11 protein-coding genes are annotated in these 14,805 nt (G+C 67.0%); 9 read left to right on the top strand and 2 right to left on the bottom strand.

Annotated features, from left to right (window positions below; translation table 11 throughout):
* The first annotated feature begins 25 nt into the window (after positions 1–25).
* From AB4Z00_RS11125 to ssb, 5 genes are all read left to right on the top strand, one after another.
* A complete protein-coding gene (locus tag AB4Z00_RS11125; RefSeq protein WP_243841158.1) occupies positions 26–583 on the top strand; it encodes an ankyrin repeat domain-containing protein in 558 nt (185 codons plus the stop codon).
* 8 nt (positions 584–591) lie between these two features.
* Entirely contained in the window at positions 592–1,245 is a 654-nt protein-coding gene (locus AB4Z00_RS11120) for a COQ9 family protein (protein WP_132266196.1), read from the top strand.
* 158 nt (positions 1,246–1,403) lie between these two features.
* On the top strand, positions 1,404–1,643 hold the full coding sequence (locus tag AB4Z00_RS11115) for a FeoA family protein (RefSeq protein ID WP_132265596.1): 240 nt from the start codon (positions 1,404–1,406) through the stop codon (positions 1,641–1,643).
* Positions 1,640–3,484 (top strand): ferrous iron transporter B, encoded by a 1,845-nt coding sequence (gene feoB / locus AB4Z00_RS11110; protein WP_132265598.1) that lies wholly within the window; start codon positions 1,640–1,642, stop codon positions 3,482–3,484. Before AB4Z00_RS11115 ends, feoB begins: the two co-directional genes overlap by 4 nt.
* Before the next feature lie 81 nt (positions 3,485–3,565).
* Positions 3,566–4,162 (top strand): single-stranded DNA-binding protein, encoded by a 597-nt coding sequence (gene ssb / locus AB4Z00_RS11105; protein ID WP_442045954.1) that lies wholly within the window; start codon positions 3,566–3,568, stop codon positions 4,160–4,162.
* A gap of 104 nt (positions 4,163–4,266) precedes the next feature.
* Here ssb and AB4Z00_RS11100 read toward each other — a convergent pair whose 3' ends face one another.
* Positions 4,267–5,649 carry an oligosaccharide flippase family protein gene (locus tag AB4Z00_RS11100; protein ID WP_442045953.1) on the bottom strand — a complete coding sequence of 461 codons (1,383 nt, stop codon included), beginning with the start codon at positions 5,647–5,649 and terminating at the stop codon, positions 4,267–4,269.
* Entirely contained in the window at positions 5,646–6,869 is a 1,224-nt protein-coding gene (locus AB4Z00_RS11095) for a glycosyltransferase family 4 protein (RefSeq protein ID WP_442045952.1), read from the bottom strand. The genes AB4Z00_RS11100 and AB4Z00_RS11095 overlap by 4 nt, the downstream gene beginning before the upstream one ends.
* A gap of 164 nt (positions 6,870–7,033) precedes the next feature.
* On the opposite strand from AB4Z00_RS11095, the gene AB4Z00_RS11090 reads away from it, so the two are divergent.
* The 4 genes from AB4Z00_RS11090 (at position 7,034) to AB4Z00_RS11075 (ending at position 14,802) form a co-directional block, all read left to right on the top strand.
* On the top strand, positions 7,034–7,897 hold the full coding sequence (locus tag AB4Z00_RS11090; RefSeq protein WP_314466319.1) for a 2OG-Fe(II) oxygenase: 864 nt from the start codon (positions 7,034–7,036) through the stop codon (positions 7,895–7,897).
* Positions 7,897–9,066, top strand: a complete 1,170-nt coding sequence (locus AB4Z00_RS11085) for a glycosyltransferase family 2 protein (RefSeq protein ID WP_442045951.1) — start codon at positions 7,897–7,899, stop codon at positions 9,064–9,066. Before AB4Z00_RS11090 ends, AB4Z00_RS11085 begins: the two co-directional genes overlap by 1 nt.
* Complete coding sequence (locus tag AB4Z00_RS11080; RefSeq protein WP_442045950.1) at positions 9,063–9,977, top strand: glycosyltransferase family 2 protein; 915 nt, start codon at positions 9,063–9,065, stop codon at positions 9,975–9,977. The genes AB4Z00_RS11085 and AB4Z00_RS11080 overlap by 4 nt, the downstream gene beginning before the upstream one ends.
* Positions 9,978–10,101: 124 nt before the next feature.
* On the top strand, positions 10,102–14,802 hold the full coding sequence (locus AB4Z00_RS11075) for a MupA/Atu3671 family FMN-dependent luciferase-like monooxygenase (protein ID WP_442045949.1): 4,701 nt from the start codon (positions 10,102–10,104) through the stop codon (positions 14,800–14,802).
* Positions 14,803–14,805: the final 3 nt, after the last annotated feature.

Genomic DNA, 14,805 nt, shown 5'->3' with positions numbered 1-14,805 from the left:
CCTGGCCGCACTGGCCGCAGGCCTGATGTTCGCTTCCCCAGCTCACGCCGATTTTTCCGAGGGGTACAAGTTCCTCGAATCGGTGAAGAAAAAGGAAGGCGAGAAAGTCGAGCAGGCGCTTGCCGACAATGGCCAGATCGTCAACGCCAAGGACGTGACGACGGGCGAGACGGCGCTGCTGATCGTCACGAACCGGCGGGACATCACCTGGTTGAGCTACCTCATCGGCAAGGGCGCCAACGTCAACGCTTCCGACGACCGTGGCCGGACCCCGCTTTCGGTTGCGGTCAGCCTGGGCTGGCGCGACGGCGTTTCGGTGCTGCTCGATCACAAGGCGAACCCGAGCACGTCGAACGATGCCGGCGAAACTCCGCTGATCTTCGCAGTGCACCGCAAGGATACCGACATGGTGAAGGCGCTGCTCGAAGCCGGTGCCGATCCCAGCCGCTCCGACAATTCCGGCCGCAGCGCGCGCGACTATGCCGCGCAGGAAGCGCGTGGCAGCACGCTGGCAACCTTGCTGGACGACTATGCCAAGAAGAATTCGGGCAAGGGCAAGGCCGTCTACGGCCCGACGTTCTGAGCGCGATGATGCAAGAGCCAGAAACACTCGAAGGTCTGCGCCGCCAGCTTGCGCCGGCCATTGCCGATGCCGCCGTGTTCGACGGTTGGACGATGGACGCCGTGCGACAGGCGGCGCGTCTGGCCGGCATCGACGCGGCGCTGGCGGAATTCGCCTTCCGCGAAGGTCCGATGGCGATGATCTCGGCCTGGGTGAGCCATGTCGACCAGCAAATGGAGCGCTCCACCCCGGCCTCGTCGCTGCAGGGCGTCTCCATTCGCGAGCGTATCCGCCGTCTGGTCATGGCCCGTCTCGATGCCGTGGCGGGCCGCGAGGAAGCCTTGAACCGGGCGCTGACGATCATGGCGATGCCGCAGAACCTGCGTACTTCACTCCGTCTGGGGTGGAACAGCGCGGACGCCATGTGGCGGCTCGCGGGCGATACCGCAACCGATTACAACCACTATACCAAACGCACGATCCTGGGCGGGATCTATGCGGCGACTCTGCGGGTCTTCGCTTCGGACAAGAGCGCCGACAAGGCGGAAACCCGTGCTTTCCTGGATCGCCGGATCGAGGGCATCATTCGCTTCGAGAAGACGAAGGCCCAGTTCCTGCGCGCGCCGGAAGAACGCATCAGCCTGGTGCGCCTGCTCGGGCGGCTGCGTTATCCGGCCCGCTGACCGGCCGGCCGGGGCGGGTTGCTGAAGCCTTCCCCTGGGGGCTTAGGGGCTGATGAAACGCGCTTCGGCATCGGGAGAGGATGTCGGCAATCGGATCAGGGTTTGTTAGTTATTGCGAACAAGTTGCAATCGCTGCGCTGATCTGGCAGCGGAGCGGCATGACTTTGGATCTTCTCCCCATTGACCAGCGCGCTCGAATCGTCGCGGTGGATTGGAATGCACTGGTTCCCGAAGAGGCGCGCCGCCTTCGCGCGCTCGGGCTGGAAGAAGGCGCGACGGTTTCCGTGGCGCACCGGGGCGTCGCCGGCGGGCGCGACCCGATCGCCATCACCATCGGGCGCATGACGATTGCCGTGCGCCGTGCCCACGCCGTCGCCATGGAAGTTTCGCCGTTATGAGCCGCCAGCGCAAGATCGCCCTCGTCGGCAACCCGAATGCGGGCAAGAGCGCGCTGTTCAACGCGCTTACCGGCGCCCGCCAGAAGATCGCGAACTATCCCGGCGTGACCGTGGAGCGAAAGTCCGGCCGCATGGTCCTGCCGACGGGCGAGCCGGTGGAGATGACCGACCTTCCGGGCGCCTACGGCCTCGACGCCACCAGCCCTGACGAGGAAGTGACCTCCAAGGTCATCGCCGGCAAGTTCGCAGGCGAGGCGGAGCCGGACGTTCTGGTTATCGTGCTCGATGCCTCAAACCTCGAACAGCACTTGGTCTTCGCGCAGGAGCTGTTGGCGCTGGGCAAGCCTTCCGTCGTCGCGCTCAACATGGTGGACCTTGCCGAACGCGACGGGCTCGTGCTCGACGCGGCCGTGTTGCAGGAAGAACTGGGCGTTCGCGTGGTGCCGACGGTGGCCGTGCGCCGCCGCGGGCTCGCCGAACTGGGCGAGGCGATCGCCTCGGCCGAAACGCGCCACGCCGGACCAGGCCTGACCGACCTCGGGCCGACGGAGCGCCGCGTCGCCGCCCATGCGATGGCCAATGCCGCGATCCTATCGGAATCGAAGCAGCACCGGCTTCACGCGCGGCTGGACCAGGTCCTGCTGAACCCCTGGCTGGGGCCGCTCATTCTCTTCGCGTTCCTGTTCGTGGTATTCCAGGCCGTGTTCGCCTGGGCCGCGCCGCTGATGGACGGGTTGGACGCGGGCGCAGGCTGGCTTCACGATACGGTGAAGGCCTCCATGCCGCCCGGCCTGGTGCGAGACCTGCTGACTGACGGCGTCATTTCCGGCGTCGGCTCGGTGGTCGTCTTCCTGCCGCAGATCATCATCCTCTTCGCCTTCATCCTGGCGATGGAAGCCTCCGGCTACATGGCCCGCGCGGCGTTCCTGATGGATCGACTGATGGCCTATGTCGGGCTTTCGGGACGCAGCTTCATTCCGCTGCTCTCCAGCTTCGCCTGCGCCATTCCCGGGATCATGGCAACGCGCTCGATCACGGATCCCAAGGACCGCCTGACGACGATCCTGATCGCCCCGCTGATGACGTGCTCGGCGCGCCTTCCGGTCTATGCCGTGATCATCGGCGCCTTCATCCCGAACACCAACCTCGGTTGGGGCATCGGCCTTCAGGGCGTGGTGCTCTTCGCGCTCTATGTGGCGGGCATTGTCGGGGCCATGGTCGTCGCGCTGCTGCTGCGCAGCTCGATCACCAAGGGCGCCGCTTCCGGCTTCATCATGGAAATGCCGAAGTACCAGATGCCCCGCCTCAAGGACATGGCGATCGGCCTGTGGCAGCGCGCGTGGATCTTCCTGCGCCGCGCCGGTACGATCATCTTCACGGTCACCGTGGTGCTCTGGATCCTGCTGAACTTCCCGCAGGCCAAGCCCGGCGAGAGCCAGGTCGATGCCTCCATCGCGGGCAAGCTGGCGAACGGCCTGGCCGTGGTGGTCGAACCGATCGGCTTCAACCGCGACATGGCGCTGGCGCTGATCCCCGCCATGGCTGCGCGCGAAGTGGCGGTATCCTCGCTGGCGACGACATATGCGGTGGACGCGGGCGACGACGAGGACCAGCAGGCCGTCGAACTGGGCGACCGTCTCAAGGGCCGCTGGACCCTGCCGATGGCGCTGGCCTTCCTGGCCTGGTTCGTTTTCGCCCCGCAGTGCATGTCCACCATCGCCGTGACCCGGCGTGAGACCAATGGCTGGAAATGGCCGACGTTCATGCTGGTATACCTCTTCGGCCTGGCCTACCTAGCGGCGGGGGTGACCTACTGGATCGCGGTGGGCGCGGGATTGTAGAAAACCCGGGGCGGCAGACTCGCGCAGGGCCGCTCCATTCGCTAACCCGTTCGCCGAGATTCAGAAGAAAGCGATTCCATCATGGCAGGCAGTGTCAACAAGGTCATTCTGATCGGCAACCTCGGAGCCGATCCCGAAGTGAAGTCGTTCCAGAACGGCGGGCGCATCGCCAACCTGCGCATCGCCACCTCGGAAAACTGGAAGGACCGCGCCACCGGAGAGCGCAAGGAGCGTACCGAGTGGCACTCCGTGGTGATCCAGAGCGAAGGCCTGGTCGGCGTGGTCGAGCGGTTCCTGCGCAAGGGTTCCAAGATCTACATCGAAGGCCAGCTGCGCACCCGCAAGTGGCAGGACCAGAACGGCAATGATCGCTACACCACCGAAGTGTCGGTAGGCGGCATCGGCGGCGTGCTGACCATGCTCGACGGTGCCCAGGGTGGCAGCGGCGGCGGTGGTGGTGGCGGCGCTCGTGGCGGCGGCGGCTGGGGCGAAGGCGGCTCCTCGGGCGGCGGTTCGCGATCGGGCGGCGGTTCGCGCGGCGGTGACGAATGGGGCAGCACGGGTGGCTCGTCTTCCGGCGGCTCGTCCTCGGGCGGCGCTTCCGGCGGCAGCGAATGGGGCCGGACCGGCAGCAGCGGCGGCTTCGGCGACGATCTGGACGACGACATTCCGTTCTGATCGTTTCGGCCTCTGCTGGACGACATGAAAATCGAAAACCCCGGGAGCCTGTCGCTCTCGGGGTCTTTCGTTAGTGCCAAACAGGGGATATGCGGCGCGGGACCTTATGTCAGGAAGGGTACCAGAACTCGTGTGCCGATGAAGCCGCAGCCCGTTCCGGCCAGTCCCGCCGCCAGGAACAGAAGCTCCTCGCGCATGTCGAGCAGCCCGGCAAAGCGCAGGCGCACCCATTTCATCACCAAAGCGGGCGCTTCCATGAGGCCGACGGCCAGGACCAGGCCGAGCTGTCCCCATAGGAGATAGCCGGCAAATCCAGCGCCGGACAGCCACACCAGCTTGACCACGCTCGCTTCCAGGGTGGCGCGGATCCGGCCGGTGGCTGTCAGCGCCTCGTTCGCGGCGTTGGACGGCAGTGCGAGGAGCGAGGACAGGCACAGGATCTGCAGATAGCCCGCCGCGTCGGCGTAGCGGTCGTCATAGAGCACGCCCACGATCAGCGGCGCGCTGCCGATGATGCCGCCGGTGGCGAAGCCATAGAGCAGGGCCGGCAGCCGGCGCTTTTCATAGAACTGGCGGCGCAGGTCCTGCGCGCCGTCTCGCCAGAGCTGGGCATATGTCGGATAGAGGACCCGGCTCGCATAATTGGCGGCGAAGCCGAGTGGTGCGGAGGCGAGGTTACCGGCCAGGATGTAGAAGCCGAACCGATCCAGCGGCATGAGCTTTGCCAGCACGAACTTGTCGCATTGCGAGATCAGCAGGAAAATGATGCTCGATCCGGTGACATAGCGGGAGAAGGCCCAGAGCGCCTTGAGCGTCTGGGGATCGAGGCGGAGCCGGCGCCGGGAATCGGCGAAAAGCGTGTAGCTGAACAGGACTTTCAGCAGCCCGCTGACGAAAAGCCCGCCCAGGATCGCCCAGTACGACCCCCAGGCCCAGGCCAGCGCAGCACTGGCGGCGATCTGCGCCACCATCGCCGCCAGTTCCAGAGCCGAGAGGCGCAGGATCTGCCGATGGCGCAGGGCGGTGAGCAGGCTTGTGGAGGTCAGTCCCTCGATCACGAACGTCAGCCCCGAGGCGGCGATCAACGGCGCCAGGTCGGGCTTTCCGAAGGCGTGGGACAAAGGCAGCGCCAGCACGACCAGAGTCAGCGCGAGCAACAGGGAACGGATCAGCGAAACCGTCCAGACCGTATCGAGGAAGCGCTTGTCCTCGCCGTTTTCCTGACGGACGACGAAAGCCTGAAAGCCGAGGTCGGTGGCCAGTGCGACCGTGAACTGGACGGAGGCGATGACGCCCGAGATGCCGAAGACTTCCGGCACCAGCAGCCGCGTCAGCACCATGCCGGAAACGGCGCGCAGCAGATTGTTCAGGATGACCGAAACTATGACGACATTGGTGTCGCGCGCCGCCAGTTCGCGCAGGCGGCTCCAGAGCCCGCGCGGCGCGGCGAACGATTGCCAGCCCGGGCTGGCGGCATGCTCGTTCATGGCCGGCATCCGGCGGGGCCGATCGTGCGGGCATAGCAGTCGAGCAGCTTGTCCCCCACGACTTCGAGCGAAAACTCCGCTGCGCAGCGATCGCGGGCGGCCTGGCCCATTGCCGCGGCGCGCTGGGGATCTCCCAGAAGACGGTCCAGCGCCAGGGCAAGCGGTGCGGGATCGGCCACCGGCGAGAGCAGGCCGCTCCGGCCGTCGAGGACGATCTCGTCGGCGCCCGGCCAGTCGGTCGAAACCAGCGGGCTTCCGGCGGCCATCGCTTCCAGCAGGATGTAGGGGAAGTTCTCCCAGCGCGAACTGATAACGGTGGCCATCGCGCTCATCCGCAGCGGCAGGATCTCGGCAGGCTTCAGCAGGCCGCGATAGGTGATCCTGGCCCGGACCTCTGGCGAAAGCCGGGCTTCGGCGAATTGTTCGAAGCTCAGCCGTTTTCCCGGCCTGGTCTCCAATCCTTCATCGGGGCCGACCATCGTCAGTCGGGCATGGGGCCGAAGACGGAGCAGATGTTCGAAGCCGAGCAGCATCGTATCGGCGCCTTTCCAGAAGTCGAACCGGCCGACCATCAGCACATGGTCGGGATCGGCCCCCTCCAGGCTCCATCGCGGCGTATTGGCGCGCAGGCGGATAGGGTTGGCGATCACTGCCGAAGTTTGCGCCGGATCGCGTCCGTAGCTGCGGCAGGCGCCAGCCATGATGGCCCGCGTGGGCGCGGTGACGACCGGGGCGCTGCGCACGGCGCGCGCCTCCGCCGCGCAGCGATCGCGTTCGTCGCGCAGTTCCTCATCGGTCAGATAGCGCGGGGGTTTCAGGGCCTGTGGCCCGTGGAGCCGCGTCACGACCGGCGCGGCGATGGCGCGGCCGGCACGTTCGGACCAGCCGAAACTTTCTTCCATCTCGACGATGTCGAAGGGCCGGATCTGGTGGGCCGCGGCAATCTGGCGCGCGACGTTCCGGCCGACTTCGGGTAAGGCCCCTTTCGCATCCTCGCGCAGGCGGGCGAACTTCTCTCCGATCGACGCCATGATCCTGCCCGCGCCGCGTGCCGCCAGCGGGACGGCGCTGCCGTCGCTCGCGTAGAGCCGCTCCTGCGAGATGACCGATACTTCGTGCCCGCGGGCGATGAAATGGTCGCGCACGGCGGCAACGTAACTGACGATGCCATTGGCCCCCAGCGAAGGCGGCCAATGGGGAGAGCAAAGCCCGATGTGCACGCAGATACCTCCCGCTGCGGGTTCCTGGAAAGCCTACGGAGCCGACCGAAAGCTGTCGATCATGAGAACTTCCAAGGGAGTTTCCTGCCTGCCGGGCGCGGGTGTGCGCGGTTATCCTCGATCGGCGGGCTCCGATGGGGCGCGGCGGCGCGGAAAGGGGTGCAATGGCGTTTCTGGAGATGACCGACCTTGGCGGCTACAAGTGCTTCGACCATGAGGCGTGCAAGGCCGCCGGCATGGCGAAGGCGGCCGAATATCGCGGAAACCAGCCCTTTCCACATGTCATGCTCGACGATTTTCTGGCGCCGGAAGTCCTGCGCAAGGTCTGCGAGGAGTTCCCGGACAGCGAGGGGCGCGACTTCTTCGACAGGGACCAGGAGCGCCTGAAGTTCCAGTTCCGGCCCGACCAGTGCAGCGGGCCGGTTACGCGCATGCTTTTCGCGGAGCTGAACTCGCGGGCTTTCCTGGCGTTTCTCTCGGCCTTGACCGGGATCCGGGGGCTGATCGCCGATCCCTATCACGCGGGCGCCGGACTGCATGAGACCCGGCGCGGGGGGCATCTGGGGATCCATGCCGACTTTCCGCACCACGGCGGGATGAAAGTGGAGCGGCGGCTCAACCTGCTGATCTACCTCAACGAGGAATGGATGCCGGGCTACGGCGGGGCGCTGGAACTCTGGGACCGTGGCATGACCCGCGCCGAGCGCAGCATTCAGCCGGAGTTCGGCCGCGCGGTGATCTTCAGCACCGACCGCGACACTTACCACGGCCATCCCGATCCGCTGGCCTGTCCCGCGGGCCGTTCCCGCCGTTCGATCGCCACATATTACTATACAGCGATCGGCGCGAGCCTGCCGGCGATCGAACGGACCACGGATTTTCGCGCGCGCCCCGGCAGCGGCGACAAGGCCGACTGGAGAGTTCGGCTTCACAATCTCAAATCGGACTGGCTTCCACCGATCCTCCAGCGCCGCAACCGTGAGCCGCTCGAAACAGTGCCCATCGACCCCGCCACGGCGGCGTCCTGATGATCGAGGCGGGCATCTGGGCGGTGACGCTGGGGATCTCGGTTCCCGCCGCCATGCTCGCCATCGAATGCGCCCTGGGCCTGTTGCCGCGTCGGCACGGGCGGGACATGACCGCGGCGCCGCCTTTCGTCGTGCTCATGCCAGCCCATGACGAAGCATCGGGGATCGCGCAGGTCGTCGCGGCTGTCATGGCTCAGTTGCGGGCCTGCGACGCGCTCGTCGTGGTGGCCGACAACTGCACCGACGGCACGGCCGCCATCGCCCGCGGCCTTGGCGCCGTCGTGGTGGAGCGGACCGATCCGGCGGAGCGCGGAAAAGGCCATGCGCTCGAATTCGGGCGGAACTACCTGGCCTCGGCACCATCGCTCCAGGGACCGCGCGTGGTCATCGTGCTGGATGCGGACTGCGTTCCCGAAAGCGGCGCTCTGGCGGCGCTGGCCTCCCTATCGCAAGCGCAGCGCGCCGTCGTTCAGGGCGCTTATCTCATGGAACCGCCGCCGGGCGCAGATGCCATGGTGCGGGTATCCTGCTTCGCCTTTCTCGTGAAGAACCTCGTCCGCCAGTCCGGGCTCCAGCGTCTGGCGGGCATGACGCTGCTGCAAGGTTCGGGCATGGCGTTTCCGCGGGCGACGTTCGAGCGGATGCGCTGGACATCCTCGCTGGTCGAAGATCTCGACATGGGCCTCGATCTGCTCTTGGCCGGGCGCCGGGTCGTCTTTGCCGAAACGGCTCGCTTCACCAGTGCGGCCAGCTCGCGTCAGGCGACCGCGGGCCAGCGTCGGCGCTGGGAGCACGGCATGATGCAGACGGCCTGTCGATATGCGCCCCGGCTGCTTGCGGCCGCGCTGCGCCGGGGGCGCGGGGGCCTGGCGTTGGTCGCGCTGGACCTGCTGGTGCCGCCCACCGTGCTGCTTCTGCTTCTGCTGGTGCTCGCCACGATCCTGGTGGCGGCTGCGAGTGGCTTTGGCTTGCCGTTGCAGGTTCTGTTGGGCGTGGAGGCCTGTCTGGGATCGGCATTGCTCGCCGCATGGTGGTATAATGCACGCGCGATGCTGCCGCTGGCGAGCCTGTTGCGAATACCTGGCTATGTCATCTGGAAGATGCCGCTTCTCGCGCAGTTCGTCACGCGGCGCGAGCGGGTCTGGCTGCGAACGGAGCGTGATCCATGAGCGTCGTCGGCTTCGTCATCATCGGCCGCAACGAAGGGGCGCGGCTCGGCCTGTCCATAGACAGCGTGCTGCGCCAGTCATCGCTGGCGGTCTATGTCGACTCCGGTTCCACCGATGACAGCGTGGCGCTGGCCGGAACGCGCGGGTTGCCGGTGGTCGAACTCGATCCCGCCGTGCCTTTCACGGCGGCGCGCGCGAGAAACGCCGGCTTCGCCTGGCTGACGAGCCGCCATCCCGAACTGGAACTGGTGCATTTCATCGATGGCGACTGCGAGCTTGTCAGGGGCTGGCTGGACCGGGCCCTGGCCGCGATCCGCTCAGACGCGGGGCTCGCCGCCGTCTGTGGGCGTCGGCGCGAGCGGGCACCGGGTGCCAGCCCCTACAACCGCCTCTGCGATCACGAGTGGAACACGCCGGTAGGTCTGCGCGAGACATGCGGCGGCGATGCCCTGTTTCGCGTTACGCCCTTTCGCGGCGTCGGTGGCTTTCGCGAGGACCTGATCGCCGGTGAGGAGCCGGACTTGTGCCACCGGATCCGCAGGCAAGGCTGGCTTATCCGCCGGGTCGATGCGGAAATGACGGTCCACGATGCGGCGATGACGCGCTTCGCCCAATGGTGGCAGCGCAACCGCCGCAGCGGCTATGCAACGGCCGAGGCGTTCGCCTTGCGCGGGGAGGGCAATGCCCGCTTGCGCCATGCCGTGGCGAGCAACGTCATATGGGCGATGCCGCCGATGTGGCTGCTCTGGCCGGTGCTCTGGGCGCGGATATGTCGGCGCGGCGGCCCATTGGTGGCGAGCTTCATCACCCTCGGGAAGATCCCGCATTGTCAGGGGCAATTGCAATATTGGTGGCGATCGATGCGCCGAAAGGCTCCGACCGGAGAGACGCGCCTGATCGAATACAAGTAAAACGCCGGGACGAGATTACCGAACTTTCCACCACAATTTCCAGCACCATGAATTTCCGCACCGAGTTGACGAAATGGCTTCGCTGACGGCGAGCCGTTACGCTCGGAACCTAAGGAGAATACCCATGGATGCGACATTCGATCCGGTGGTGGAGGGCACTATCGTCGACATCTCGGCGCCAGGCGCGGGCGGCGTTGACACCGGATATCGCTCCGTGCTGATCGGCGAGGAAACTTTGCTGGTCGAATGCGGCGAATTGCTGCGGGCACGGGGGCACGAGATCGTGGCCGTGGTGGCTGCCGAAGGGTCGCCAGCCGCGGCCTGGGCGCGTCGCAGCCGCATTCGGGTGCTGACCCGCGCGCGCGACCTGCTGGCCGAGGGGAACGCTCCGCTCGACTGGATCTTCAGCATTTCCAACCTTGCTATCCTCCCCGGCGAAGTCCTGTCGCTTGCGGCGCGCGGAGCGATCAATTTCCACGACGGCCCGCTGCCCGCGCGGGGCGGCCTCAACACGCCGGTCTGGGCGCTTCTCGAAGGCGAGCGGGACCACGGCGTCACCTGGCATCTCATGACGGGCGCCGTCGATGAAGGTGCGGTGCTGGCTGCCGAGCCCATCACCGTGAGTGACGGCGAAACCGCCTTTTCGCTTAACACGCGTTGCTTCGAAGCGGGGCTGCGCAGTTTCTCGCGTATCGTCGACGACCTGGACGGCGCGGTTGTCGCTGCCGCGCCGCAGCCCCATGCTCCGGTCCGCATGTTCGGGCGGGCGCATAGACCATCGGCGGCCGGGACGATCGACTGGACCCGTTCCGCGGAGGAAATTGCCCGGCTCGTGTCGGCGCTGGACTTCGGGCCCTATGCCAACCCCATGGGCCTGCCCAAGGCGGTGCTGGCGCAAGGCCTGGTGCTCGTTCAGCAGGTCACCGTGCTGGCCGGCCGTTCCGGACGAGCGCCGGGTACGCTGTTATCCGGCGGCGAGCGGCCGGTGGTGGCGACCGGCGACCGGGACTTGCGGATCGATCGCATGACGGCGATCGATGGATCGGCCTTGTCGGGGCTGGACGGCTACGCTGCCGGTGCATTCCAGTCGCTCGATGCATCCCGCCGGGCCCGTCTCGACTTGCTCGATGCGGCGGCCGGGCGTCACGAAGCATGGTGGCGCCGCCGGCTGCGGCAGCGCGACAGCCTGCAATTGCCTTCGTTTCGCCCGCTCCGCGAAGGCGAGCCATCGCGATGGAACCGGCTGGACGCTACGGTCCCTACCGGACGCGCTGCCGACGCGCTCGCAGTCGTCATCGGCTGGCTGGCGCGCATGGCGGACCGGGACAGCGTGGAAATCGGCTTTGCCGATGCGGTCAGCCAGGCACGGCTTGAAGACGTGTCGAACTGGTTCGCGCATGAACTGCCGATCAAGGTCGCGGTCGATTTCGGCGCGCCGCTGGCCTTGCTGGTCGAGCGTGTCGAGCAGGAGATCGCCGCGCTGCACCGCCATGTCGGCTATTCGGCGGACCTTCTGGCCCGCTGCCCCGAATTGCGCGGCAAGGCCAGCATCGAACACCCGGTCGCGGTGCGTCTGGTAGACAGGTTCGACGATGCGGTGCCGTTCGGGGAGACCGTGCTCGAACTGGCGATCTGCACTTCGGACGGCGCCTGCCGCTGGACATACGACGCGGCGCGGCTGCCGGAAACAGAGGCCGAAGATCTGCTGGCCGCGTTCGAGATATTCCAGGCGGCCTTCCGTGCGGCGCCGGACACCGATCTGGGACGGCTGTCGCTGCTATCGGACGCGGAGCGTGCGTGCGTGCTCGAAGTGTGGAACGAGCGGCCCGCCCCGCTTGCCGATAGGGCGACATGGTACAGCGCCTTCGCCGATCAGGCCGCATCGACGCCCGACCGCGTGGCAGTGACCGCAGGCGCTACCTCGCTCACTTATGGTCAGTTGGAAGCACTGTCCAACCGGATGGCACGGCTCCTGACGGCACGCGGCGTAGGGCCGGAAACCCTGGTTGGCCTGCACCTCTCCCGCTCGGTGGAAATGCTCGCCTGCCTGATCGCCGTGCACAAGGCGGGGGGCGGCTACGTCCCGCTGGACCCGGCCTACCCGAAAGACCGCCTTGCGCACATGGTTGCGGATTCCGGAATGGCCCTGATCGTCAGTGAAACGGCGCTGAAGGACGCCCTGCCGCACGGCGAAGCGCAAGTGCTCTGCATGGAGGATCTGCGCCGCGAAAGCGCGTCCTTCTCGCCCGAAGTCTTCGAGAGCGGCGTGGGCGGGGAAAGTCTCGCCTATATGATCTATACCTCGGGATCGACCGGGCTGCCCAAGGGCGTCGTCGTCGAGCATCGCAACCTGCTCAACTTCTTCGCCGGAATGGATGGCCATATCGAGCCGGAGGGGACATGGCTGGCGGTCACCAGTCTGAGCTTCGACATCTCGGTGCTCGAACTGCTCTGGCCGCTGATGCACGGATATCATGTCGTCATCGCGTCCGAGCGGCAGGTGAGGGGCGATGTTTCCCTTGCCCAGCCGATACGCCACACGGGCTTCAGCCTGTTCTACTTCGCCAGTTCGAGCGCGGGCAGCGCCGCCGAGAACTACCGGCTCCTGCTGGAGGGCGCGCGGTTCGCCGACGAGCACGGGTTCGAGGCCGTGTGGACGCCCGAGCGCCACTTCCACGCGTTCGGCGGTCCCTATCCCAACCCCTCGGTAGCTTCCGCTGCGATCGCCGCCGTCACCTCTCGCGTGGGCATTCGGGCGGGCAGCGTCGTCGGCACGCTCCACCATCCCCTGCGGATCGCGGAGGAATGGGCCCTGGTGGACAATCTCTCAGGAGGACGCGTCGGACTGGCATTCGCCTCTGGCTGGCAGCCGAACGATTTCGTGCTCAACCCTTCGGCTTTCGCCGACCGGCCCGGTACGCTCAAGGCCTGCATGGAAGACGTGCGGGCCCTCTGGCGCGGGGAAGCGCGACGTTTCCCGGGGCCGCTGGGAAGCGATGTCGAAGTGCTCACGTACCCGCGTCCGGTGCAGGGCGAATTGCCATGCTGGATCACTTCGGCCGGAAACGTCGAGACCTTCATCGAAGCCGGACGGGTGGGTGCCTACGTCCTCACTCACCTGCTCGGACAGTCGATCGAGGAAGTGGCCGAGAAGATAGCCGCCTATCGTCAGGCCTGGCGCGAGGCTGGACATGCCGGCGAGGGCCACGCCACCCTGATGCTCCATACGTTCCTGGGCGAAGACGAAACATCGGTACGCGACGCCGTGCGCGGGCCTTTGATCGAATACCTGCGCACTTCCACCGCGCTGCTGCACCAGCATGCCTGGGCTTTCCCCGCGTTCCGGCGTCCAGGCGGGGTTGCCGCCGATACCCAGGTCGATCTCGGTGCCCTCAGCGAAGAAGAGACCGAGGCGCTGCTCGAACATGCTTTCGAGCGCTACTTCGAGACGAGCGGCCTGTTCGGCACGCCGGAGGACAACCTGCCGCTGGTCCGGCGCCTTGGAGAACTGGGCGTCGACGAGATCGGCTGCCTGATCGACTTCGGCATCGAGACCGAACGCGTCCTTGCGCATCTTCCGGCCATAGACCGGCTTCGGGGGCTGGCACAGGCGGAGGTGTCGAGCGGGACCGGCGAACCGGCGCTGCACGCCCTCATGGCTCGTCACGGCGTAAACCATCTCCAGTGCACCCCGTCGCTGCTCCAAACCCTGGCGAGCGACCCGGCCTCGCGTCCTGCCCTGGCCGGTCTCAGGCGGCTCATGGTGGGGGGCGAGGCGTTCCCGCCCCACCTCGCGCAGGACATGCGCGGGCTTGTGCGCGGCTCCGTGATGAACATGTACGGGCCGACGGAAACGACAGTCTGGTCTGCCGTCCATGACGTGACCGCGCAGGACAACGCGCCGCCGCTCGGCCGTCCGCTGGCCAACCAACAGATCTACATTCTCGACCGCAGGCTGGAACCTGTCAGGCCCGGGGCGCCGGGCGAACTCGTGATCGGCGGCGCGGGAGTGGTGCGCGGCTATCATCGCCGGCCCGAACTGACCGCCGAGCGCTTCGTGGCTCATCCGTTCGTCACCGGCGCGCGCGCCTATCGCACCGGGGACCTGGCAAGGCAGCGGGCCGACGGAACGCTGGAATTCCTCGGTCGGCTCGACCACCAGGTGAAGATAAGAGGGTACCGGATCGAGTTGGGTGAGATCGAGGCCGCCCTGGCCGCGCATCACGAAGTTGCGGAGGCCGTGGTGGTGGCCCGCAGCGAAGGCGCGGCCACGCGTCTGATCGGCTATGTCGCCGGTACCAGCACTGCGGCCCCGTTCGATGCGCTGCGGGACCGGTTGCGCGAACACCTGCGGCGCCAACTGCCCGAATTCATGGTGCCGGGAAGCCTCGTCCTATTGGGCGCTTTGCCGCGCACGCCAAACGGCAAGATCGACCGCAAGGCCCTGCCGGAGCCGGGCGCCGTTCGAGAGAGCGAACCTCGGCGCGATCCGGTGGAAACGCCAGCCAGTCCGATCGAGGCGCAGATCCGGGAAATCTGGTGCGATCTGCTGCATGTGCCGCACGTCGGGCGCGAGGAGAACTTCTTCGACATCGGCGGGCATTCCTTGCTGGCGATCCAGGTTCACCGCCGCCTGGCCGCCGCGGCGTCGCGCCCCGTGGTCCTGACGGACATCTTCCGCTTCCCGACCATCGCGGCGCTGGGGGCCCATCTCTCGGGCGAGGCCGAAGACGCGGCCGCGACGCGCGAGGGCCAGGATCGGGCGATGGCCCGCCGTGCCGCCCTGGCACGCCGGGGCGCCGTTCGCACCGTGGCAAGGACCTGAACG

Source organism: Novosphingobium sp. YAF33 (assembly GCF_052113265.1).
Classification (GTDB): domain Bacteria; phylum Pseudomonadota; class Alphaproteobacteria; order Sphingomonadales; family Sphingomonadaceae; genus Novosphingobium.
This window is presented reverse-complemented; position numbering and strand designations above follow the sequence as displayed.

What these genes read in the sequence shown, in the direction of transcription:
- AB4Z00_RS11080 (WP_442045950.1), top strand. Translation starts at nt 9,063, where the DNA reads ATGAGCGTCGTCGGCTTCGTCATCATCGGCCGCAACGAAGGGGCGCGG.
- AB4Z00_RS11090 (WP_314466319.1), top strand. Translation starts at nt 7,034, where the DNA reads ATGGCGTTTCTGGAGATGACCGACCTTGGCGGCTACAAGTGCTTCGAC.
- AB4Z00_RS11115 (WP_132265596.1), top strand. Translation starts at nt 1,404, where the DNA reads ATGACTTTGGATCTTCTCCCCATTGACCAGCGCGCTCGAATCGTCGCG.
- feoB (WP_132265598.1), top strand. Translation starts at nt 1,640, where the DNA reads ATGAGCCGCCAGCGCAAGATCGCCCTCGTCGGCAACCCGAATGCGGGC.
- AB4Z00_RS11075 (WP_442045949.1), top strand. Translation starts at nt 10,102, where the DNA reads ATGGATGCGACATTCGATCCGGTGGTGGAGGGCACTATCGTCGACATC.
- ssb (WP_442045954.1), top strand. Translation starts at nt 3,566, where the DNA reads ATGGCAGGCAGTGTCAACAAGGTCATTCTGATCGGCAACCTCGGAGCC.
- AB4Z00_RS11085 (WP_442045951.1), top strand. Translation starts at nt 7,897, where the DNA reads ATGATCGAGGCGGGCATCTGGGCGGTGACGCTGGGGATCTCGGTTCCC.
- AB4Z00_RS11120 (WP_132266196.1), top strand. Translation starts at nt 592, where the DNA reads ATGCAAGAGCCAGAAACACTCGAAGGTCTGCGCCGCCAGCTTGCGCCG.
- AB4Z00_RS11100 (WP_442045953.1), bottom strand. Translation starts at nt 5,649, where the DNA reads ATGAACGAGCATGCCGCCAGCCCGGGCTGGCAATCGTTCGCCGCGCCG.
- AB4Z00_RS11125 (WP_243841158.1), top strand. Translation starts at nt 26, where the DNA reads ATGTTCGCTTCCCCAGCTCACGCCGATTTTTCCGAGGGGTACAAGTTC.